Source organism: Collinsella sp. AF15-51, from assembly GCF_003462845.1.
In the GTDB taxonomy this organism is placed as follows: Bacteria; Actinomycetota; Coriobacteriia; order Coriobacteriales; family Coriobacteriaceae; genus Collinsella.
Map to the genome: position 1 here is coordinate 177,173 of NZ_QRYG01000002.1, position 23,549 is coordinate 200,721.

Sequence of the window (23,549 nt, forward strand, 5' to 3'; positions counted from 1 at the left end):
GCTTTGAGCCAAAAAACTGCAACGGAGACGGGTTTTCCAAGTGCCGCAGATTGCCTTGAAAGAGGAGGGCCGCGTACTTAGGTACGCAACCGACGGTTGAAAGGCAAGGTGCGGTGCTTGGGAAAGCCGCCGGGCCTAGAACTGATTTAAGAAGCGCATATCGCCCGTCATGAGCGTTCGCAGGTCGGGCAGGTCGTAGCGCAGGGCCGCGACGCGCTCGGCGCCAATGCCAAAGGCGAAGCCGGTGTACTTCTCGGGGTCGATGCCGCAGTTGATCAGGACGTTGGGGTCGACCATGCCGCAGCCCAGGATCTCGATCCAGCCGCTATGCTTGCAGAAGTTGCAGCCCTTGCCGCCGCACACGTGGCAGCTCACGTCCACCTCGCAGCTGGGCTCGGTGAAGGGGAAGAAATGCGGGCGGTAACGCGTCTTGCGATCCTCGCCAAACATGCACTTAACAAAGTAGTCGAGCGTGCCCTTCAGGTCGCCAAAGGTGATGCCCTCGTCGACGACCAGGCCCTCGATCTGGTTGAACTGCGGCAGGTGGCAGGCATCGGCCGTGTCGGGACGGTAGACGGTGCCCGGGCAGATCATGTAGATGGGCGGCTTTTGCGACTCCATGGTGTGGATCTGCACGCCCGAGGTCTGGGTGCGCAGCAGCACGTCGGACTCGCCGTGGGCGTGAGCCTCGGGGTGCGCGACGCTGCCGGGGTTGTTGTCGACCACGTAGAAGGTATCGCGGGCCGAGCGGCTCGGGTGATCCATGGGGGCGTTGAGCGCGGTGAAGTTGTAGTAGGAGGTGTCGACCATGGGACCAGACTCGACGGTATAGCCAATACCGCAGAAGATGTCCTCGGCCTCCTCGATAATCTGCTTGATCAGGTGCTGGTGACCGATCTGCGGACGGATGCCCGGCAGCGTGATGTCGACGGCATCGTGCTCGAGTGCGTGTTTAAGGGCGGCGGCCTTCATCTCGGTGGTGCGCTCGTCGAGCATGCCCTCGATCAGCTGACGCATCTCGTTGGCGCGCTTGCCCATGACGGGGCGATCCTCGGGAGCGAGCTTGCCCATCATGCGCATCAGGCCGGTGATGCGGCCCTTGCGGCCGAGCAGCGCGACGCGCGCGGCCTCGAGCTTCTCGGCGTCGTCGGCGCCTGCGACGAGCTCCTTGGCCTCTTCCTCGAGTTTGACCAGATCATCAATCAGACTCATGTCTTCCCTTTCGTCTCTCGCGCTCCCCGCTTGCCGAGGCGACTACCGCCGCCTGACGTTGCGAAAACGCGGCCCGGTTCGGTAACAAAAAACCGCCCTCGGGCATGTGCATTGCCCAAGGACGGTTGAATTCCGCGGTACCACCTTGTTTGACGCGGCGGATGTCTGGCCCGCCGTGCCCACTCTGCGCCCCTTATCGCGAGGCTCACGGCTTCCCTACTGGGGCTTCGCCGCCGCTGGCCGCGTGCCCGTTGAGGTCGCTGCTCGGGAGTGAACGCTTGGCCCTTGTCACCGCAGGAAGGCTTGCAGCCCATGACCTTCCCTCTCTTGCCGGCGACGCGGCGGGCAAAACCCTCTCCGTCAACGCATTGGGCTACAGGATAACACATTCTGCGAGCATATCGCCGCGTTCCGTTTTGTCCGCACTGGGTACAAGGCAGGTGGCTGTGCAAACTGGCCGAACGCCCACCCGTGGCGTCCGGTCTGCGAGATCAAGGATATGGTATGGGTAAGAAGCACGATAAGAAGGCCAAGCCCGCAGTGGGCAAGACGCCCAAAGGCATGAAGGTCGATAAGGCCGTCAAAAAATTCCGCAAGCTCGAAGGCAAACTGTGGACCCGCGAGTACCTGCTCAAGATTGCCGAGTTTGACGGTGCGACCATTGCTCCCGCCAACGGCGCCGCAGCGCGCGCCGACGCCATGGGTACCCTCGCCGGCGAGCATCATAAGCTCCTGACCAGCAAAAAGTCTGTCGAACTTGTGCGCTCGCTGGCACGAGAGACCGTCGCGGGCGGACATGTAGACGACCCGCAGCTGCTCGACGAGATCCGCGTGCTCGGCCGCGACCAGCGCGAGGCGAGCGTTATCCCCACCGAGGAGGCCGAGGCCTGGACCAGGCTCACCTGCGAGGCCGACGCCGTGTGGCACAAGGCCAAGGCGGCCAACGACTGGGCGAGCTTTGAGCCCTATGTGGATAGAATCGTCGCCCAACTTAAGCATCAGGCCGAGCTCATGGACCCCAAGCGCGACCCCTACGATGTGTGGCTCGACCAGTACGAGCGCGGCCTTTCCGCCCAGAGCTTCGACGCGTTTTGTGACGAGGTCAAGGCCACGGTCGTGCCGCTTGTGCATGCCATTGGCGAGCGCGGCCAGCAGCCCGCTGCCGACTTCTTGCACGCCCGCGTGCCCGAGGCCGCCCAGCGCGCCATGAGCTTCGACCTCATGAAACTCGTCGGCCTGAACCTGGACGACACCACGCTTGCCTTTACCGAGCACCCGTTTAGCGAGGGCTTCTCGGTGGGCGACGCGCGCATCGCCACGCACATCTACGAAGACGACTGCATCTCCAACGTCTACAGCATCATCCACGAGGCGGGACACGCCATGTATGAGCTGGGCGTCAATCCTGCCTATGCGCGCACCTGTCTTGAGGGTGGCACCTCCATGGGCATCCACGAGAGCCAGAGCCGCTTCTTCGAGAACACCGTGGGTCGCAGCCGCGCCTTTATGGGACCGCTGCTCGAGGTGCTGCGCCGCCACGCACCCGAGGTCTACGGCGACGTCGACGAGGACACGCTCTACCGCGCCGTGAACATCGCGCAGCCGTCGTTGATCCGCACCGAGGCCGACGAGCTCACCTATCCGCTGCATATTATGGTGCGCTACCAGATCGAGCGCATGCTGTTTGCCGGCGAGGCCACGGCCAAGGACATCCCCGCGCTTTGGAACCGCTTTATGAACGAGTACCTGGGCATTCCCGTTCCCGACGACACGCACGGCTGCCTGCAGGATACGCACTGGAGCGGCGGCTCGTTTGGCTACTTCCCCACGTATGCACTGGGTAGCGCCTACGACGCCATGTTTGTGCCGGCCATGTGCCGCGACGGTGTCGACCTTAACGGCGCCTGTGCGAGCGGCGACCTGGCGCCCGTCCGCGCCTGGCTCGGCGGGCACATTTGGCAGTGGGGCCGCGCCAAGGACGCGCCGGAGCTCATCAAGGGCGCGTGCGGCATGGCCTTTGACGCCCGCTACTACTGCAGCTACCTGCAGGACAAGTTCACCACGCTCTACCAGCTGTAAGGCCTTGAAGGCCGGCAGTTAGGGACGTTCCTTTTCTGCCGGCAGTTGGGGACAGTCCTTGCCCATCCGGCCAGCAAACCGGCCAATCGGCAAAGACTGTCCCCAATGAGTAGCTCGTTGACGCTAATGTCTTGGCAACGTCAGAGAAAACGACCCCAAGCGAGCAAGATAACGTGAAATGAAAGGGCGCTGACCTTCTGGTCGCGCCCTTGTAATTGAACGTCAGATTGCCGCTTAGAGTCGTTTGCAGCGTCGAGCAGTTACGCGGTTTGGTAAAACCGCGTAACTAAAGAGCTTCCAAAGCACTTGCGATGCGCTTCATGGCGGCATCGGCGGATGCTTGGTCGGGCGCCTCGGCCAGCACGCGGATAACCGACTCGGTTCCGCTCTTGCGCACGAGCACGCGGCCCTCGCCTGCCAGCGCAGTCTCGGCCTCGGCGATGGCGTTCTGCACGCCCATGTTCTCGAGCGCGGCGTCCTTATCCGCTACGCGCACGGCAACCTGCGCCTGCGGCAGCAGCTTGCACGGAGCCGTGAGCTGCGAGAGCGTCTCGCGCTCGGCACGAATCACTTCCATCACGCGCAGCGAGGTCATAATGCCGTCGCCCGTGCGCTCGATATCGCCAAAGATCGTATGGCCCGTCTGCTCGCCGCCCAGGCTGTAGCCGCCCTCGCGCATCTTGGCATACACGTGACGGTCGCCCACGCCGCTGGTCACGGCGCTCAGTCCGGCAAGCTCCAGCGACTTGACCAGACCAAAGTTGCTGGCGATCGTCGGCACCACGGTACCGCCCGAAAGGCGACCGTGCTTGTTCAGATACACGCCGCACACGTACAGGATCTGGTCGCCGTCTACCACGCGACCGCGCTCATCCACGGCCAGGCAGCGGTCGGCATCGCCGTCATAGGCAAAACCCACGTCCAGGCCTTGCTCCACCACGTGGCGCTGCAGGCGCTCCATATGCGTGGAGCCGCAGTCGACGTTGATGTTAAAGCCATCGGGCGCGGCGTTGATCACGCGCACGTCGGCACCGAGCGCGTCAAACACCGGCTTGGCCACCGAGGAAGCCGAGCCGTTGGCGCAGTCGATACCGATCTTGACGCCCTGCAGCGAAAAGTTCGCGCTGGCGATGAGCGAGGCAATGTAGCGGTTGCGGCCCTGCATGTAGTCCACCGTGGCGCCGATGTAGTTGCCCGTGGCCAGCGGCACCTCGCTCTTGCCATCGATGTAGTCCTCGATGAGCTCCAGTACGTCCTCGTCCATCTTAAAACCGTCGCTGTTGACGAGCTTAATGCCGTTATCGCAAAACGGGTTGTGGCTCGCGCTGATCATGATGCCGCAATCGAAGCAGCCTTCCACGGTCTGATGCGCTACGCCCGGCGTGGGGATCACGTGCAGCATATAGGCGTCCGCACCGCTCGCGACCAGGCCACTCACCAGCGCCGCCTCGAACATATAACTCGAGCGACGTGTGTCCTTGCCCACGATGACGCGCGCCTTGCGCTCGCGGTTGGCGCCGTAATACCAGCCCACAAAACGGCCAATCTTATAAGCGTGCTCTACCGTCAGCCCAACGTTGGCCTCACCGCGAAAGCCGTCGGTGCCAAAGTACTTCATGCGCTCTCCTTACAAAATAGGGGCGAACAGATTGCCTGTCCGCCCCAAAATGGTACTCGATTATCTGCGCTACCAGAAAAATCCTACGCCGACGCGCTGTCGCGAGCCGCCTGGCATGTAGGAGTCTGACGCAGCGTAAGCGGCTTGTCCCCCGCCTCGGCCGACGTGGTCAGCGTATATGTGATCGTCGTCGTCTCGCCAGCATGCAGGTCAACGGTGCCCGAATAGAAGGGGATTCCATGCCACGTAGCGGCGCCAAGACCAAACTGGGTGCCCTCAACCGTAAGGTCACTGATGTTGCCGCCCGTCGGGGCAAACAGTGAGACATTCAGGCGTTCGTCGTCACGCGCGGCATCGGGTGCGCTCGCCGCAACGTAGTTGGGCAGCTTGCCAGCCTCCTCCTGCGTCATGATGTTCGTCAGGGTAACGGTGATGCGATAGGAGCACGTGCCGTCACCGTTCTTGACGCCCTGGCCAATCTGCGTGTCGGCGTTCAGATACCAGTCGAGCTTGGAGAAGCTCAGGTTGTTAAAGTAAACGCCGGCAACGGGATCGGCACTCGGATCATCCGGATCGGGCAGCGAAGCGTCAATGCCCGTCTCTTTGATGGCATTCTGCTCATCATCGTTTTTCATCCACGCGATCAGGCGGCCCTCTTCGGCACCGCGCTCAACGGCGCTGACAAGCTTCGTAACATCGACATCGCCGATACCGCCAAGGATCTTGTCGAAGGCAGCGCTGGCGACGGATGCAAAGATGCCGTCCGACTCCTCGACCGGATAGTTCCAGTACACATCGTGCATGAGGACCTTTGCGGCGTTGGTGCCGTCGACAACCGTTCCGTCGGGCAGCGACACATTACCGACCAGGCCCAGCAGATACTGCAGGAACACCGGGTCAATGCCCACGACGCCGTCAACGTCCTGGCCATATTGAGATTTCCACAGGGCTGCGACACGCTGCGAGTTGCGGGGCCAATCGGGCGAATAGGTATTGCCCGAGTTGTACAGGTTACTGTGGTTGCCGAACAACGCCTCATCCTCTTCGTCGACGCTCTCGACCGCCTCGTCCTCGCTGAGTCCAATGCGGGGAACAAACTCGCCGATCGACATCTGGCCGTCGGTGACCGAAATCAGGCCCTGCGAACCGCCAAAGCCGCCGCAGGCACGAATCTCGACGTTGTTCATGGCGTACACAAGGTAGTTGCGCGTCTGGCCGTTGGCGCCGAGCATCTGCGGAAGGACGGGGGCGACCTTCTCCGCCGCGTCAACCGCGCCGTTGAGGGTGGCAAAGCCGTCCTTGGCCTTATCGACCAGCTCGGTCACCTGGGAAATATGAGTATCGCCAATGCCCTGGATCTTCTCGTTGGCGCTCTTGAACACCTTCGAGCTGCTGGAAAGCGAATCGGCAACGGCCTGCAGCGCGGACACGTTAATCATGCCGTCCTGAAACAGCTTGCCGGGCGTGGCCTGCGAAAGGTTATCGGCCATGGGAACCAGCGCATTGCTCGAGACATCGGACAGGGCGTCGATCATGGTGCGGGCCGCATTGATGTCGCTGCCATACACCGGGATAAACGAAGCCGCTGTCCACAGCGGGCTCGAGGTCTCCGCCTTCATGCTGTCGCAAAGCTCATCGATCTTCTTCGCGTCGTCAGGCAGCGTCGAAAAATCGCCCGACGTGACCTTGTCCTTAAGGCCACCGACAATCTCGACGGCCTCCTTCGCTTCGCTCTTTACGGTCTTTGCCGAGTTAAGCAGCATAAAGCCGCTTGCGCCAAGCGCAACGAGAAGCACCGCGACTACAGCGGCAATAATGGCGCCGGTGTGACGCTTTTTGCGTTCGCCCTTGCGATGGCGATGACGGACCAGACCGTCAGAGGTCGAACTCGACGAAGCGTCGCTACCGTAGTTCAAGCCAAAATCGTAATAATCTTCCTTGGAACCCGAGCCCGCAAACTCGGCACCGCTATCATCCAGGCGGGCGAACGTGCCAGTCTCGGAGGCACCGGTGTAAATCGTGCCAAGGTTACCCGTAAGCCCCGCGCCACCGGCAGAGGGAGTATTGTTGGCGCCCTTGCCGGTATTAACGTTGCCGGCGGCATTTGCGGCGTTGGCAGCACCTGCGTTGTTCGCAGGTACCGAAGGAGCCCCGCTCGGCTGCGACGCGGAGGTTGCACCGCCCGCAAAGACATTCCCTCTTGCACGGCCGGTCTTTTTTGCCTTTTGAGACTGCTCGTACAGAGCGGTAAACATCGCCGTCTCGCCCGGGGACACGCGCTTACCGGAACCGCCCTGTCCAGCGCCGCCCGGCGTGCCGGCCTTACCAGCCCCGTTCGGACGCGGCGGAACTGCAGGACGGCCGCTATCGCTGTCCTTAAAGTGATTACCAGCCATAAAGAAATCCTCGCAATTGAGTCGCAATGAAAAAGTCCATAACGTTACTAGTTTATGGCATTTTGGGCATCGACAGCTAAACTCCAGACACGGACATCAATTGGCGAAAATGCGGCACAACACCTTTTCCGTCTTGGCGGCGGCGCCAGCTACGCCGTGAGGAACATCATCACGATGATCATGGCAAAGCCGATAAGGTCGGTCGGCAAAAACACCGTACCCAGCATAACGGCGCTGGTGATGGTCGCCGAAACCGGCTCCACAGTTCCGATGAGGCTCGCACGCACCGAGCCGATGTCCTTAACGCCCTGCATATAGAGCATGTAAGCAAAAAACGAGCCGATAACCACGAACACCGCGAGCGCCTCGACGCCGGCAGCGTCGAGCGCCGGCATATGCGCCCAGGGCTGCACGAAGACACACGAGACCACGCCCGCCGTGAGCATTGCCGAGCCCGTGACGATGGGGCTGCCGTATTCGGGCAGGATCTTAGCGGGAATCACCGCCATACACGTGGCGCTGACCGCACACATAAGACCCGCTGCCAGGCCAAGCGGCGAGATATTCAGACTGGTAGGGTCGCCGCCGGTGGCGATTAAAAAGGTTCCACCCAGAGCCAGGCCAATGCCGATGACTTCGCGAGTACGCGGCATGCGGCGATCGGTCACGCAGGTGTAGCCCATGATGATAACGAGCTGCAGGCACTGGAGCACCGTCGCGGTTCCGGCGTTCGTCAGGCGCACGGCCGAAAGATAGCAAAACTGGTTGAACAGCAGACCAAAGGCGGTAAAGAGCAGCAGCTGCTTGCGATCGGCGGGTGTGGTCCAGAGCTTAATCAGGCGCTCGCGGTCGCGCGTAACAACCACGGCCATAAAGAGTAGACCGGCGAGAATCTGACGCACGCTCATAAGCCACAAGGTGTCGACGTGGTAGGTATCGAACAGAAAGCTCGCGCTGGTGCCCGAGAAGCCCCAAAACGAACCGCCCACCAGCGTAGCCAAGACGCCCGTGATCATCTTGCGCGTCGAAGCGCTGTTCAGGCGGTCGCGCCATGCGCGACGGGTGTTGCGGCTGAGCTCGTCGGTGCCCTCGGGCACATCAATGTTCGAAATATCGGTCATCGGCACCGAAGCCCCTGCGCCTTCGACCTGCTCGACACACTCTTCGCTCATTCCACTCCCCCGAAACAGTCTGGAAGCAATTCGGCTTACCTTACCACGGCGAAGGCACCAGCCGAAGGCTTGTCCGCTTATCGGTAGGACAATTCCGCAGGCGTCTTTCCATAGCTCGATACCGCAATGGCCTTGCATTATGCGACAGCCAAATCGCGGCAGCAGGCTCTTTTGAAATGGATATGACAAGACCCCCGAATTCCACAATGTAAGCGATTTTTAAAAAATGTTCTTGCCACCGAGTTCAGGCTCCGTTATATTATCCCTTGCGCGCTTGCGCACCCTTGATCGGGCGTTTAGCTCAGGGGGAGAGCGCTTCCCTGACACGGAAGAGGTCAGAAGTTCAAATCTTCTAACGCCCACCAAATGTTCGCAGCTCAGAGGCTATGTCCTCTGGGCTGTTTTGTTTTATGTCGCCAAATCCGCTGGCAGTTCCAACCGTCATCGCAACGTAGCATCAATTCACCTGACGAATGGCTGCCAAACAAATTCAATACCCCAACATCAACAATAGCCAGGCACAAAACTGCGCCGCAAGCTGCTCCAACCGCCCAACTGGCCAAAAGCCGACCATCTACTTGCCGATCTATCCATCGGCATAACCAATCAGTCCACACCGCAACTTCTCAGCAAAACGCCGCGATGTCTGCGCCCTGCGGTATCCTTGAGCCACTTGCACCTGCAGCACCAAGGAGCCGCCATGCGCACCGAGCTCGATGTCCCCTTTTCGCACAAAGAAGAAGCCAAGGCGCTGGGCGCCAAATGGGACCGGACCAAGAAGATCTGGTATGTACCCAGCGGCGTCAACACCGAGCCCTTTGCCGAGTGGCTGCCCGGTGTTGACCGATCCGACCCCTCAGCGCCGTATATATATCTAGTACTGGGCAAGCGCGAGTGCTGGAAATGCCACGAAGAGACCTCGGTCGCGGCCTTCGGTATTCCCTATCGAACCGATGACGGCAAGGGCATCGCCATTGCGAACGCGCCCAACGAAGCCGGGCACATTACCATCGACACGGCCAATGCCAACGCGCTCGCCATTGTTCCCGCTCTTGGCTGCGTCCCGGGCGAGATCCGCGACTATCTTTCTAAGCGCTGTGGCTACAAACCCGTAGGCGCACGAGCCTCCAAAGCCCCGTCGCTCGGCAACACGTGCACCAGTTGCGACGCGCTGCAAGGCAGCCACTATCTGTTCGAAGAACCCACGTCCCCGTTTGCCCTCACCGCCATCAACAAGCTGCCGGCACTGGAGTTTGTGCGTGTCGAAGTTGCCGGCGTCTTTGGCGTCCCGGCCACGCGCACCGACTTTGACCAGGCACTCTTTACTTGGGCACGCGACCATCACGCCGAGTTCCACAAGCAGCTCGGTGAGGGGGTTTATTTATAGAGATGACATCGAGGCATTGAGGAGCAGGAGCTCGATCGTTAAACAATCCCAAAACGCTACAGCCCCAGGATGTGCTCCAGATAGCCCTTGTTGAACCAGAACGATTGCTTCGTCATCCAGCGCCCGTCGGGCAGTTCGCAAGCGTCACCGGCGTGCCCCATCGCATTGGCGAAGCCATGGTCGAAGTGTACGGCCTCTAAGGCAAGCAATCCGGAGCCGGCAGTTCACGCTGTCGACTCCGTTTTTTCCATCCCACTCCCCTGTATACTGATGTAGCACGTGTTTCATCCGGGCTTGTTGGGCCGGATTGTTCATGGGAGGGTCTTATGGCTGCTTCGAATCCACCTAAGGGGAGCGTTTCTTCTTCGTCCATCAAGCCGGTTACGCGCAAGGCCGTGCGCTGCCAGCGCGAGGTCGCCTGGCTTGTCACGCAGGCGGCGGGCAGGCTCGTGGCGACCACTCGGGACGTCAACGCGCCTACGCCGAGCTTTGTGCTAGCGGCGGCGCTGGATCGAGTACGCCAGCTAGAACTCGCCGCACAAGAAGACGGCAGCCATCTTGGCTACCAGGACGCTATGGCGCCCGACCTGTTGACCTTTTGCCGCATAGCCAAGTTGCCCGCCGCGCCCAATGCGCTTTCGGACGTAGGCTACATGTTTACGCTTTCGGGCGCGGACCTTATCCGTGACATCTATGCATACTGCAGTGAGCTCGCCGAGCGCCACGTCTTTGACGCGGCAGAAGTCAAACCGGGATATGTCATCAAGCTGGTTCTTAGGCTGTTCCTGATGGACGGGTTCGGGGCCATGCCGGCGTAAGCCGAGTCTTTAGCATCACCGTCGACTGAGCAACAACCGCTTTACCTTAGTGGGCGCCAATTGAGGGTCGATTATTGGGTTGCCTCGTCCACTAACGCATTTATTCCACGCGCTCTGACAGTCGATACTTGCGGTTGCGGCTCGTCGCCGGCGCCGTGGGCTCAAGCTCGCCTTGAGCAATGAGCGCGTTGACGCGCGACCTAACCTGGGAAATTGTAAGCCCCGTGCGTTCTGCCAGCTCACGCGTCCCCAGCTCGCCGTAGTGTTTGAGTGCCGTCACAATTAAGCCCCCGCCATGATCGACCGGCTCGATCTTTGAACGGTAAAGTACGACCTTGAACCGATCGAACCCCGGGCAGAACAGGGGCTCGGCCAGACCATGCGCGCGCATGGCATCGATCATCATCGGGATGCCCGAGCCATTGCCCTCAGCCGGCGAACCTGCGCCATCCGGAAGCGGGACAATCGACATGAGCTTCACCAGCGTCGCGTTACGGCATCGGGAGCTGCCGTCAAACAAGTTCTCGCGAGTCTTTCCCCCGTAAAGGCCGCCAGGATTCGTCACCTCGACACGATCGTCAAAGACGTCGACGGCAATCGATTGTCCACAGAACCGATCCCCGTATTCTCGATGGATTACGGCGTTGGCGATTGCCTCGCGCAGAACCTCCTCGGGAATCTCCAGCGAGTCGACACGCGAGACGCCTTGGACGGTCGAGATGCGGCGCAGGTTTTTGGCGACAGCTGCGACGGCATCCGAAATCATCTCGCCTAGGGTGCCCTCGCAGACTGTGCGGTCCATAAACCTTAGTGGCCCCGCAGCTCCCTTTTGAGTTCCCACGTGGACAGCCACATCAATGAAGAGCTTGGGATAGAACTGCTGAGGGTAAACGCCCGCGGCAAGGAGGCCGGCCTTGGTAACATTGCCCTGGAAGTCGAGGAAATTCAGACGCTCCATCTTTGTCTTCTTGTCCGCCGCACCGCGCATCGCTCGAGGCGTCAACGAATAGGCACGCTCTATCGTGCGGTCGACCAGCGACTCGTCGAGATCGCCCACACTCGTGCCGGGCACCGCATCGCGATCGCTAGGGCTCGTCCGTTCGTATGACGACAGCGCCAAAACCTCGGTCGACGAAAGCGGCACGTCTTTGTCATCGATGCGCTTGTAGCTGCCACCTTGAGCGCCCCGCTCTATGACATAGCAAGGCTTGCTCGACGGGTCGAGCTCCTCAATCGTGATGACCAGAACCACGGTGCCCTGGAGCTCCACGCGCTCAATGGTGTATTTGGGCGGATTGGCCAGCTTTCCGCGACCGCCGGCATCGCCCATGCCCGCCACGAATTGGTTGAGCACTTTCTCAGTCTCAAAGTTTGCAACTGGGACAAAACCCGCGCGCTCGCTCACGCCGAGCACGATAATTCCGCCAGCGGTATTCGCGAATGCGCTAACCGTTTCCCATACGTCGCGGGAAAGTGTCGTGGCGCTCTCCTTGACCTCGACGTTAAGATCGTCCGAGCCCATGCGCCTTAAAGACTCGAGCAGACCGGTCAGTTCGTTTTCGTTCATCTGCACGTCCTTTCGCTCGGTTCTGCGAAGAATGCCGCGAATAGATTTCCTTCATCTCTCAGTTATCTTTCGTAATTATCTCTCATATTACTGCTATCTCTCATATAAGAGATGAGTGAGAGATGGAAGATAAGATGTCTGCCATCTGTTTCATTTAAATATGTTTTTGCTGGTAGAAACAATCGGTATTGAGACAATACCATGATTGCTTGTCTCTTTGCTGCTCAGTTATCTCTCATATTTATCTCTCATCTTTCAGCTATCTCTCGTGTTAGTGACAAATGAGAGACGAGAGATGAGAGATACGTGAGTGATGCATGAGCGTGGATTATTGGACGGTCGGAAAATCCCTCAAACAAAAAACGGGGCCGGCCTTACGCCGAGCCCCGTTTTCAAACGGTCAGTTAGTTATCCAACGCGCGAGCATAGCAGTCAACATTACGCCGCCGCGAACACTCCCAAGCCCGTTCCGATGATGCAGATTGCGAAGATGCCCAAGATGATCCAAATGGTCTTGACGCCCTTTTTATAGAGGGCAACGCAAGCGAACGTTGCCAGCAAGGGCAGCAGACCGGGGAAGATCGAATCGAACAGATCCTGCAGGACAATCTCCGAACCACCCACGTCAAAGGTCAAAGCCGTGGACAGCGAGACCTGTGCCGCAATCATGGCGCCGATAACGGTCATTCCGAGGACACCGGCAGTATGCGTCATGCGAGACATAAGGTTGCTCTCTTCGGACTGCTGCAAAAACTTGGTTCCCAAGTCGTAACCCAGATGGGCGGCGACGATACGCGTTGCAAAGTTAATCACGGAGTAGATGAGCGCGTACACGATGGGGCCGAGCGGGTTGCCCGTCGAAGCGATGCCAATACCAATGCCGGCGGCAACCACGCGGAACGTACCCCAGTAGAACGAATCGCCGATGCCGGAAAGCGGTCCCATGAGGCCGACCTTCATGGCGTTAATCGAGGACGTGTCGAAGTTCTTATCGGCAGCCGCCTGCTCTTCCATCGAAACCGTTAGGCCGGCTACAAACGGAAGCACATGAGGCGTGATGTTAAAGAACTCGGTATGGCGATCGAGCGCCGCATAGTAATCGTCGTCGTTGGGATAGATCTTTCGCAGGGGCTTCTGAATGGTGTACATGAAGCCCATTGCCATCATCTTGTCGTACGACTGCGAGCACTGGCTCGTAAACTGGCGAAGGAACATGCTCCGATACATATCGGGAGTCATAATCGCGTCCTTCTTGGCCTCTTTGAGGTCGGTGTTCTGGATAGCCATTAGAAGTCCTCCTCTTCATCTGCAGCAACCGTCTGCGGACCGGACGAGCCCTCGCGGAAGGCCAGGAGCAGCGCGACGCAAATGGCAGCTGCGGCGACGCCGACCACGTCCATCTTGAGATAGATGACCATAATGAAGCCCAGGAACAGCCAGGGAAGGAGCTTGTTATCGCCCATGGTCCTGATAAGAAGTGCGAAGCCGATGCAGACCATGACGCCGGATGCAACGTTGAGGCCGTCCATCACAAACTGCGGAATCGCGTTGAGCGCATTGTTGATGAGGTCGGCACCAAAGAACAGCGAGCCAAACACCAGCAGTGCAGACGGAATGCCAATCGACAGCGGCACGATGGTCAGATGGTACAGATTCGCCTTGGCAAGATCGCGATTTGCCAGAGCGGTCTCAATCTTCTTGCAGGCAAAGGCACCCGGAACGGCGTAGCAGAAGTTGCGCCACACCTGAAGGAAGACGGAGACGGGAAGGGCGAGCGCGACGGCAGTTGCCGTGCCCGTACCCGTAATGACGGCAAACGCGCAGCCAAGCACGCCGGAGGCATAGACCTCGGGAGGGACCGCCGCGCCGACCATGATGGCGCCCATGAACATGGACTCCAAAGCAGCGCCGACGATAACGCCCTACTGGACATCGCCAAGGATCAAGCCGACAAACAGGCTCGTAAACAGCGGACGACCAAGCATCGTAATGCCAAATAATTGCTCGTCCATGGACGCAATAAATGCGACCAGTGCAACTAGAAGATACTGGACAACCATTTCGATCAACCCCAGAAACAGGTCTGCAGGCGAGGCATTCTGCGCAGCTCGCCTGCAGACAACCGCAGCAATTTGAGAGGATTAGTAGTTCATCTGGTGATAGTAACGACGCGTGGTGAGCGGGTGGTTACGGACGTGCTCGAGATGGCAGCTCAGACGCTCGGTGATGGTGTAGGTGACCATCGGGGAGACGATCTTGCGGAACTCGGGGTCGCTGAACGGCAGCTCGACCTCGGCGGTGTCAAACTTGTTCACGCGGACGTTGACGCCCTTCTCGTCGGCGAGCATGTGAGTGAAGTTGTCCACGCGGTCCATGAGCTTACGGGTGTCGTCCTCGCCGTAGAGCATGATGAGGCTCGTGCCTTCCTCGCACAGCTCGATGGTGCCGTGGAAGAACTCGGCGGCGTGGATGGACTTGGTCTTGATCCACTGCATCTCCTCGAGGATGCACATGGCGTAGTCGTAGGCCTCACCCCAGAGCATGCCGGAGCCAATCACCATGTGGTAATCGGTGTCCTTGAAGTCCTCGGCCATGGCGGCGCAGCGCTCGTCCTGAGCGTCCTTGGCCTTGATGAGGTACGGAGCGATGTTGCCGAACTCTTCCATGAAGGTGTCGTACTTGGGGAAGGCGCCGGCGTTCTTGAGGAAGCGGGCGACCAGCGTGATCTGGTAGGTGTAGATGGCCTCGCACAGAACGTCGTCCTCGGCGAAGCTGAAGAACTTGTAATCGGCGTACTCGGTGGCCGGGGTGTTGTCGTTGGAGACATACATCAGCGTGCGGGCGCCCTGCTCCTGGCAGAACTTGGCAGCCTCAATGATCTCGGGGGTGGTGCCGGTACGGGTGGAGAAGACGCAGACAGAATCCTTGTTGAAGGTCTTGGGCGGGCAGGCGAGGAACTCTGCGGCGATCTCGCAGTGGACATCGACGTCGGCCGTGGTGGTCTCGACCCAATACTTCATCGGGAGCGTGTGGGCCCAGGTGCCGCCGCAGCCGATGAAGAAGATGTTGGAATAACCCTGCTCGCAGACCTCGTCCACGGCAGCCTCAATCTGAGGACGGAGAGCGAGGGCATCGCTCACAACCTTCTCGTAACGAGACTCATCGAAATTGAACATCCCTTACTCCTAACTCACTTGGATGAACCCTTCATTCATCCCATGACGTTATAATACTTTATATAACTAACTATGCAAGTACTATTTCAGACTTTTTTGATTTTTCTTTAATAAAAAGCCCGCCGATCAAATAATCGACGGGCATAGGCATAGAGCATTGGTTCAATAAATGCCGAGCATCAACGTGTTTCCGGCTAGAAAACGTCCTTGGCAAACACCTTAGCGTCATTGGGGACCTGACGGATTTCGATGGCCACGCCATCGCCCAGGAGCTCTTGGATATGCTCGGCATCTTTCTCGGTCGCAAAGATCGCAGGGGTCGGATGAAGCGTGGTCTCAGGGGTCTTTCGGGTTCCGCCCAGATTGATCTCTTTGATGTCTTTGCAACCCTTAGCGAGACGATAGACATCTTCAATCGTCTCAGTGATGATAAACAGCGAATACTTGTCGGTAACGCCGCTGTTGAGCGCCTCGATAGCAGCGTCAACATCCTTGATGACGAGTTTAACGCCGTTGGGGCGGGCGAGCCTCAAGGCCGCCTTCCTCATGTCGTCTTTTGCCACAGCATCGCTGGCAAGCAAGATGCAATCTACATCCAAAGCGTGAGTCCAGGACATGGCAACTTGGCCGTGAATCAGTCGGTAATCAACTCTCGTAAGCTTAATCATCGTTATCATCTCCGCACGTGATAAAGGGAATGACAGGTGTGGCCCCTAGCTAGGGCTCGAACCAGAACTAACTAGAACTCTTCTTCCTCGGCGCCGGCAAGCATGTCCGCCGCCTCGCAAAGCTGAATAAACGAACGCGATCCCTCGACCGCGGCTTTGGCCTTGTCCGCATCCAGGGAGTCCAGCTGTGTAACCATTTCCACCAGCAGCGGCAAGTTCATTCCAGCGATTAACGTAAACGATCCGTCGGTCTGCCTCTGAATGAATTCGTTGTTTACAGAGCCGCCAAAGATGTCAGTCACGACAAACCAAGAGTCGGCAGGGTCCCTCGTCTCCATCCATGCATCAATCAACGCCGCGACGTCCCTTGAATCGTCATCGACATAGGCGCACAGGCACTCGATTCGGTCGTTGGTGCCCATCAGAATCTCCAGAGAGCTTTTCATGCCTTGGGCGAGATAACCATGACTCGCTAGCAATATCTTATTCATAGTTCTCCAATACCAATAGGACGTACTATATTGTCATAACAAAGTATATTAGCAATCTACCCTACGTGGTGTGTCTATTTTCCAAATCCGCGAACGGTAACAATTGGTCGGTAAATCGACCAATCTATCGCTAATTTACAAATAGAACTTCAGTCGCTCGGTGCAGTACACCTGACGGGAGATGAAAAGCGGCTCGCCACTTGGGGCATAACGTCTATCGACAAACAGAAGCAGCGAAGAGTCCAGCTCCACGTTAAGGCATGCCGCCTCGAGCTCGCTCGCATAGCAGACCTCGAGCGTACGCGTGTTGGGACCCATCTTGATCCCCTGGCGATCGAGTACCGCCATCAGCGAATCATCGAGGGGCTCATGCTCCAAAAAAGAAAGCGCAGCGGAATAGCTATTGGTTTCCAGCATCGTGGGCTTGCCATCCACAAGGCGCAGACGACGGCTACGCAATACCTTTTGGATATCGTCTACGCCCAGGAACTTCGCGTCTCGCAGACTTGGGAAGTCCCAGCCCATTTCGAGAACCCTGGTAGACGCCTGTTTGCCCGCAAGCTGGCACGAATGGGTAAAGCTCTCACGGTCGTCCGCGGCATACATCTGCGTGTCCGACGAAACGAACGTGCCCTTGCCGCGGGCCCTCTCAACAAGCCCAGCATCTTCCATTTCTTTAATTGCGGAGCGAACCGTTATTCGGCTCACGCCAAATTGCTCGATAAGCTCCGCCTCGGTCGGAAGCTTATCTCCCGGGCGGTACGTGCCGTTGGCGATTGAATCAGAAAGCGCACGAACAATCTGTTTGTACAGGGGGATAACGCTATTTGCCTCAACCATATCAACCATACCTTTACAAGGAATCAGCAGCCTATAGATAAATGACTTATATTGTATTAGAACTTTTTAGCACTCCACGCCATTTCCTATAATGTTTTAGCAAACGAGGGGTTATTTTGCGTAAGCGGTGTAGAGTCCATCCATTTCCGCATACAGCTTCAATCTGATGGCGGTATATGCATCCGATAAGCCGATTGATTTTTATCTTCTACCTGTCTCACATTCATCCCTCGTCGTAGAGATGAATGTAAGGTGAGAGATACGTACTTGACGCGCGAGCGTGGATATTTGGACGGTTTTTGGGCTTTTGGCGGCCGATTTCGTCCGAAAATCCACGCTCATGCGGCAGACGTCCGAATTTCCACGCTCGTGTGCCAGAAAATCCACGCTCATCCGGCAGATTGGTCGAAGGCCCCATATGGGTATACTCTCGAGGATTCGACTCGATTCGCCCCCGCTGGGGCGTCAAAGGAGACTGCATATGCCCACCACCTCAACCGACCCGCGCGCCGCTGCCGCCGCGCTGCTGGTGCCCGACACCACCTGCCATGGCTTTGCCGTCGAGCGCTGCGAGACCGTGCCCGAGCTCGACTCGGACGCCTACGTGCTGCGCCACACCGCCTCGGGCGCTCGCCTGCTGCATCTGGCGTGCGACGACGAAAACAAGGCCTTTGCCATTGGCTTTAAGACGCCGCCGGCCGATTCCACCGGCGTGTTCCATATTCTTGAGCACTCGGTGCTGTGTGGATCGGCCAAGTTTCCCGTCAAGGAGCCGTTTGTCGACCTGATCAAGAGCTCCATGCAGACGTTCCTCAACGCCATGACCTACCCCGACAAGACCATCTACCCCGTTGCCACCACCAACGAGCAGGACCTGTACAACCTGATGGACGTGTACCTGGACGCGGTGTTCAACCCGGCCATCTATACCAAGCCCACCATTTTTGAGCAGGAGGGCTGGCACTACGAGCTGGACCTGCCGGAGGGCGTCGAGGGCGAGGGCGACGGCAGCTCCGCGAGCCTGCGCGAGGGCACGCTGCGCTATAACGGCGTGGTGTTCAACGAAATGAAGGGCGCGTTGTCCGACCCCATGAGCGTGCTGGACGACGCCGTCAACGCCGCGCTCTATCCCGACACCGCCTATGCGCATGAGAGCGGCGGCGACCCGCGCGCGATTCCCGCGCTCACCTACGAGCAGTTCCTGGATACGCACGCGCGCCACTACAATCCTTCCAACTCTTATATAACGCTCTACGGCGACCTAGATGTGGACCGCGCGCTGGCGTTTTTGGACGAGCGTTATCTGTCGCAACCGAGCGCTGCGAGCCGCCGCATGGACGCTACCGTTGCCGCCGGCGAGGACCCGTCCACGCTGGCGCCCAATCCGCTGGACGTGCAGGAGCCTGTGACCTGCGAGTATAAGCGCGTCGAGATGGCCACCACGCCCGAGAACGCCTTGGTGGGCCTGGGTCTGGTGCTGGGCAGCGCGCTCGACCGCAAGCGCACGATCGCGGCGGATATCCTTTTCGAGGCACTGCTGGGCTCCAACGAAGCACCGGTTAAGAAGGCCATTCTGGCCGCCGGCCTGGGCGGCAACGTGGTGAGCTACACCGCGGCCGAAAACCTGCAGCCCTACGAGCTCATCATGCTGCAAAACGCGCAGCCCGGCGTGGCGCGCGAGCTGCGCCGCGTGTTCCAGGACGTCTGCCACGACCTGTGCGAGCACGGCATTCCGCGCGAGCGCCTGGAAGCCATCATCAGCAGCAACGAGTACGACCTGCGCCAGCGCGACTACGGTATCGCCGACGGCGTGGCCATTGCGTGCGACGCGCTGAGCACATGGCTCTACGATGACGACGCTGCGACGCTGGCGCTCAAGTATGGCCCGGTGTACGAGGAGCTACGCGGCGAGCTGGACGGCAGCTATTTTGAGGACCTGCTGCGCGAGCTCGTGCTGGAGAACGACCACATGGCACTGGTCGAGCTGGTGCCGGTGGACGCCGCCGAGGGCGCAGAGGGTGCCGAGGCCGCCGAGCTGGCAGCCAAGCGTGACGCCATGACCGATGCCGAGCTTGCCGATGTGGTCGAGCGCACAGCCACGCTGCGTGCCGCGCAGGAGGCCGAGGACACGCCCGAGGCCAAGGCCACGCTGCCGCGCCTGCGCGTGTCCGACATTGGCGAGGCGCGCCCCGAGCCGCCGCTCGTTGTGGACACGACCGCGCCCATCCCCTGTCTGCGCCACGGCATTCCCACCAACCGCCTGGCCTACGTCATGCAGTACTTCGACCTGAGCTGCGTCGCATTTGAGGACCTGCCCTACGTGACGCTGCTCTGCCGCCTGCTCAAGCAGCTGCCCACGCGCGAGCATTCGGCTGAGGAGCTCGACAACCTGCTCGCCGGCAAGCTGGGCTTTTTGAGCTTTACGACCGAGGTCATGACCCAGCCCGACGTGGACGGCGTGCGCCCCTACCTGCTGGTGAGCGCCGGCGCCCTGTCCGAAAAGATCGACGCGCTGGCGAGCCTGCCGCGCGAGGTGTGGTCGAGCACGCTATTGCTCGATGCCGACGCCGACCGCGTGCGCGACGTGCTCACGCAGATTCGCATTGGGCTTGAGCAGGGCTTTATCAACAACGGCCACTCGGCGGCGCTCGGCCGCGCGATGAGCTACAGCTCGCCTTCGGCCGTGGTGCGTGAGCAGCTTTCGGGCGTGGACTTCTACCTGTTCCTGCGCGATCTGCTCGAGCACTTTGACGAGCGACTGGACGACCTGCGCGCCAAGCTTGCCGCGCTGACAGACCGCATCTTTGTGGCCGATGGCTGCATGGCGAGCTTTACCGGCAGCGATGAGGACTTTGACGCGTACTGGGATGCCGCGGGCGACCTGGGGCTGGGCGCGGGCGACGGCGCCGATGCCGGCCGCAACGCGCTCGTAGTGCCGGCGCCGCGCGACCGCCACGAGGCTTTTGTCATCCCCAGCGACATCTGCTTTGCGGCAAGCGCGTGCGACCCGCGTCGCTTGGGGCTCGACGTGACGGGCGCCTGGGCGGTTGCCGCCAACGCGCTCTCCTACGACTACCTGTGGAATGAGATCCGTGTGAAGGGCGGCGCATACGGTTGCGGATTCCGCGCGGCTGGCGAGCGTCAAACGGCGTTTTACACCTACCGCGACCCGGCGATCGATCCCTCGATTGAGCGCGTGGCGCGCGCAGGCGAATGGCTCGGCAGCTTTGAGCCCGACGAGGCCGCCTTTGAGGGATTTATCGTGAGCTGCGTGAGCGGCATGGACGCGCCGGTGAAGCCCTACGCGCTCACCAAGCGCCGCAACACGACCTACCTGGCCGGACTCGATCCCAACGCGCGCGAAAAGCGCCGCGCCCAGATGCTCGCCGCCACGCCCGATGAGCTGCGCTCGCTCGGCGCCGACGTGACGCGTATCGCAGCTGAGTCGCCGACCTGCGTCTTTGGCGGCCGCGACGTCATCGCCAAGAGCAACGCCGGCTTCAACGTAGTCGACCTGCTGGGCTAACGCACAAAGGTAGATTTTTAGGACATGCCTAAAAATCTACCTTTTTCTTTTGCCGCGGACCGGGCAGGCGGTCTGACTTCGGTCCGCCCGGTCCCGCCCTTCAGCAAAAACCACCCAAAGGTGTCTGTCCCCTTTGGGTGGTTTGCGGGCGAGCTGCTACTTAAGAAACGGGTTCAGTCTGGCCGCCAGCGGATCGAGCTTGTACATGGTTGCAAAGCACTCACAACCATAATCGGAGTCATTGCTCCAGCTACCCTGGTCGACGTCGTACCCTGCATCCAGGCGAATCCACTCCTCCGGCTTGTTCTTCTCGTGCTTGCTGCAGAAGTAGCGCTGGTACTCGACCTCGTGCTCAAACTCAAACTCGGCATCCGAACCGCGGCCGGCATACTCGTCGACCGACGTCAGATTGCCGTGGTCGTCGTAGTAGAACTCCGCATAGTCGCCGCGCTCGGAATCGATCCTGTCGAGCTTGCCATCGTTGTACGAATAATCCACCGCGGCATACGAGTTCAGCGAGCCGTAGTCGTTGCCGTGCGAGTCATACGCCACAGGCGAGATACGCGAAATGTTGCCGTCCTTGTCATACTCGTAGCCAGCGGTGATCGTCCACCTGGTGCCCACGGTGTCGCCCTGACAGTCCAGCGTAAAGGACGTCACGCGATCCTTGTCGTATCCGTACGAATACACGACCGTCCGAGGATTGGCCGGGCTGGTATCGGTGTTGGTCACCATGTTGCCGTCCTGATAAATATACGTGCTCGCGCTCTCGCCGTAACCCGCATGGGTCGTCTTGTTGATCAGGTTTCCGTCCGCGTCGTAGGTAAACGTCGTGGCGCTCGACGAATCGCTAATGTCGGCATCGCAGTCGATGCGCGTGACGTTACCGTCGGCGTCGTACGTAAACGTGTTGACGTTCTCGTAACCGCCCGCCAGGTCTTCCTCAATCTCAGAGATACGATGCGACTCATCGTGCTCGACACTGTAGCTTACGCCGCCACCTTGCTTGACGGCAGACGTGAAGCCCGTAACGTAACCGTTCTCGTCACGCTCGATCTCGTAGATATCGCCGTACTGGTCCGATTTATCGGTACCCTCGTAGGACATCGGCAACCACAGCTCGTCAAGCTGTGTGTCCTTAATGCCGCTAACCTTCGTATCCTGCGGCAATGCCAACGTGGCAAGCTTCTTTTTGCCCGAAAGATCGACGCTTTTAAGGTTTTCGGCATTTTTGAGGTCGAGCTTCTCGATGTTGTCGCAACCGTCCAGGTTAACGACGGTGACGCTACTCGCCGAGTTAAGCTCGACGGTCTTGAGGTCACCGCAACCCGAGAGGTCCAGGTTGACGAGTTTGTCGTCGCCGGACTCCACTGTAACGATATTGGGGAATGTCTTGCCCAGGCCCTGCGTCGATGCGATGCCGTCCAGCTCGACCGACGTCACCGCCTTGGCCTCGTCGCGTGAGATGCGGCCGTCACCGTTAGTGTCGTACTTGGTCGAGACAAGCGCACGCATGCCGCTATCCGGGAAGGTCTTTTCGTCAATTGGGGTGGTCGCAATCTGGGTGAAGTAGAACAGCGCTCCCCCGCCGACACCCGCCGCCACGGCAAGCACCGCGGCAAGGGCGATGAGGGGCTTCTTGGAACGCTTGCGTCGCGCGGGCACGTATTGCTGCGTGGCAGGCTGGGGTTGCTGCGTGGCCGCGACCTGGTCGGGTGCTACGGGTGCGCCGCATACGGGGCAAAAGAGGGCGTCGTCGACAAGCGGCATGCCACACGAGCGACAAAACATGGCGGGCTCCTTTCGGTTCATTCCTTCCGCCATGAAGGTAAACCCAAAAATGCAGCCCTTGTTGCGCAACAAAGCCAAGCGGGAGCCAAACCGCCACAAAGAGACAGGCGCCTTTGTGGCGGTTTGGGGTGAATCCGTCGCGTTTGCCCAGATAAAACCTGCCAAAATAAACCTGTCCCTTTTTGGCAGGTTGGGGAGATGAGGCTGGGATGGATAGGGCTAAGTTGCGGCGGACGGTGATTGCCCGACGCAATGCTCTTGATTTGGATGTTCGAGCGGCGAAGTCTGCTGTTGTATGCGCGCGGCTTGTTGAGCTGATGGATCGCTTGGGTGCCGCGGCACCGCACACCGTTGCCGTCTATGCCGCGATGGGTTCCGAAGTCAATCCCGCCGCGTTTGCCGCCGCGGCCGTCGCGTGTGGCTGGCGCGTAGCCTATCCGTGCATGCTCTCGGCAACCGAAGCTGCTGCCTGCGGCCAGCGTATGTGCATGAGAACGGCCGCCGCCGGCGACGCACCCGCGGCCCCGTTTATCGCCCACCCTACGCGGGCCTTCGCAGCCACGGACGTCGACAGCGACCGCTTCCCCATCGTGCCTGCCAAGGCTCTCGACATGGTTGTCGTGCCGCTCGTGGCTTTCGACCGCGCCGGCGCGCGCCTGGGCTACGGCGGCGGCTGCTACGACCGCTACCTGCCCATACTCTCGCCCACATGCCAAATCGTCGGCATCGCCTTTGACGAGCAGCGCGTCGACCACGTTCCCACCGACGCCCACGATCTGCCGCTGCCCAACATCGTCAGCGCCTAAAT

General features: G+C 59.7%; 16 protein-coding genes, 1 tRNA gene and 1 pseudogene. 6 read left to right on the plus strand and 12 right to left on the minus strand.

Translation table 11 applies throughout. The annotated features are described in order from the left end of the window. Window positions 1-135: 135 nt before the first annotated feature. Window positions 136-1,212 carry a phenylalanine--tRNA ligase subunit alpha gene (gene pheS / locus DWW51_RS01910; RefSeq protein WP_117773241.1) on the minus strand — a complete coding sequence of 359 codons (1,077 nt, stop codon included), beginning with the start codon at window positions 1,210-1,212 and terminating at the stop codon, window positions 136-138. A 504-nt stretch (window positions 1,213-1,716) separates the two neighbouring features. Between pheS and DWW51_RS01915 the strand changes: the two genes are divergently transcribed. Then, a complete protein-coding gene (locus DWW51_RS01915; protein WP_117773243.1) occupies window positions 1,717-3,291 on the plus strand; it encodes a carboxypeptidase M32 in 1,575 nt (524 codons plus the stop codon). A gap of 286 nt (window positions 3,292-3,577) precedes the next feature. On the opposite strand, the gene glmM is transcribed toward DWW51_RS01915, so the two are convergent. From glmM to DWW51_RS01930, 3 genes are all read right to left on the minus strand, one after another. Further along, on the minus strand, window positions 3,578-4,909 hold the full coding sequence (glmM, locus tag DWW51_RS01920) for a phosphoglucosamine mutase (RefSeq protein ID WP_117773245.1): 1,332 nt from the start codon (window positions 4,907-4,909) through the stop codon (window positions 3,578-3,580). 83 nt (window positions 4,910-4,992) lie between these two features. Further along, complete coding sequence (locus DWW51_RS01925; protein WP_117773247.1) at window positions 4,993-7,305, minus strand: DUF4012 domain-containing protein; 2,313 nt, start codon at window positions 7,303-7,305, stop codon at window positions 4,993-4,995. Between the two features lie 149 nt (window positions 7,306-7,454). After that, window positions 7,455-8,477: a DMT family transporter gene (locus DWW51_RS01930; protein WP_197032136.1), complete on the minus strand. Its 1,023-nt coding sequence runs from the start codon at window positions 8,475-8,477 to the stop codon at window positions 7,455-7,457. Between the two features lie 290 nt (window positions 8,478-8,767). On the opposite strand from DWW51_RS01930, the gene DWW51_RS01935 reads away from it, so the two are divergent. The 3 genes from DWW51_RS01935 (at window position 8,768) to DWW51_RS01945 (ending at window position 10,682) form a co-directional block, all read left to right on the plus strand. After that, a tRNA-Val gene (locus DWW51_RS01935) sits at window positions 8,768-8,842 on the plus strand. Window positions 8,843-9,177: 335 nt separating this feature from the next. Then, entirely contained in the window at window positions 9,178-9,864 is a 687-nt protein-coding gene (locus tag DWW51_RS01940) for a DUF5710 domain-containing protein (RefSeq protein WP_117773249.1), read from the plus strand. 326 nt (window positions 9,865-10,190) lie between these two features. Then, window positions 10,191-10,682 carry a hypothetical protein gene (locus DWW51_RS01945; RefSeq protein ID WP_117773251.1) on the plus strand — a complete coding sequence of 164 codons (492 nt, stop codon included), beginning with the start codon at window positions 10,191-10,193 and terminating at the stop codon, window positions 10,680-10,682. A gap of 100 nt (window positions 10,683-10,782) precedes the next feature. On the opposite strand, the gene DWW51_RS01950 is transcribed toward DWW51_RS01945, so the two are convergent. The 7 genes and pseudogenes from DWW51_RS01950 to DWW51_RS01980 form a co-directional block, all read right to left on the minus strand. Next, window positions 10,783-12,249 carry an ATP-binding protein gene (locus tag DWW51_RS01950; protein ID WP_117773253.1) on the minus strand — a complete coding sequence of 489 codons (1,467 nt, stop codon included), beginning with the start codon at window positions 12,247-12,249 and terminating at the stop codon, window positions 10,783-10,785. A 438-nt stretch (window positions 12,250-12,687) separates the two neighbouring features. Beyond that, window positions 12,688-13,536, minus strand: a complete 849-nt coding sequence (locus tag DWW51_RS01955; RefSeq protein ID WP_197032137.1) for a PTS system mannose/fructose/sorbose family transporter subunit IID — start codon at window positions 13,534-13,536, stop codon at window positions 12,688-12,690. Next, window positions 13,536-14,309, minus strand: a pseudogene (locus DWW51_RS01960) (PTS mannose/fructose/sorbose/N-acetylgalactosamine transporter subunit IIC). The gene DWW51_RS01955 and the pseudogene DWW51_RS01960 overlap by 1 nt, the downstream one beginning before the upstream one ends. Before the next feature lie 81 nt (window positions 14,310-14,390). Then, window positions 14,391-15,425, minus strand: a complete 1,035-nt coding sequence (locus tag DWW51_RS01965; RefSeq protein ID WP_117773255.1) for an SIS domain-containing protein — start codon at window positions 15,423-15,425, stop codon at window positions 14,391-14,393. A 194-nt stretch (window positions 15,426-15,619) separates the two neighbouring features. Next, the gene (locus tag DWW51_RS01970) at window positions 15,620-16,093 is read right to left on the minus strand and encodes a PTS sugar transporter subunit IIB (protein WP_117634363.1); all 474 of its coding nucleotides are present in this window, start codon (window positions 16,091-16,093) and stop codon (window positions 15,620-15,622) included. A gap of 71 nt (window positions 16,094-16,164) precedes the next feature. Beyond that, window positions 16,165-16,584, minus strand: coding sequence for a PTS sugar transporter subunit IIA (locus DWW51_RS01975; RefSeq protein WP_117629024.1), 420 nt, complete (start codon window positions 16,582-16,584; stop codon window positions 16,165-16,167). 135 nt (window positions 16,585-16,719) lie between these two features. Further along, window positions 16,720-17,424 (minus strand): GntR family transcriptional regulator, encoded by a 705-nt coding sequence (locus DWW51_RS01980; RefSeq protein ID WP_117773257.1) that lies wholly within the window; start codon window positions 17,422-17,424, stop codon window positions 16,720-16,722. 481 nt (window positions 17,425-17,905) lie between these two features. Between DWW51_RS01980 and DWW51_RS01985 the strand changes: the two genes are divergently transcribed. Continuing rightward, entirely contained in the window at window positions 17,906-20,950 is a 3,045-nt protein-coding gene (locus DWW51_RS01985) for an insulinase family protein (RefSeq protein ID WP_117773259.1), read from the plus strand. A 156-nt stretch (window positions 20,951-21,106) separates the two neighbouring features. On the opposite strand, the gene DWW51_RS01990 is transcribed toward DWW51_RS01985, so the two are convergent. Further along, window positions 21,107-22,741: a zinc-ribbon domain-containing protein gene (locus DWW51_RS01990; RefSeq protein WP_197032138.1), complete on the minus strand. Its 1,635-nt coding sequence runs from the start codon at window positions 22,739-22,741 to the stop codon at window positions 21,107-21,109. A 209-nt stretch (window positions 22,742-22,950) separates the two neighbouring features. Between DWW51_RS01990 and DWW51_RS01995 the strand changes: the two genes are divergently transcribed. After that, window positions 22,951-23,547 (plus strand): 5-formyltetrahydrofolate cyclo-ligase, encoded by a 597-nt coding sequence (locus tag DWW51_RS01995; protein WP_117773263.1) that lies wholly within the window; start codon window positions 22,951-22,953, stop codon window positions 23,545-23,547. Window positions 23,548-23,549: the final 2 nt, after the last annotated feature.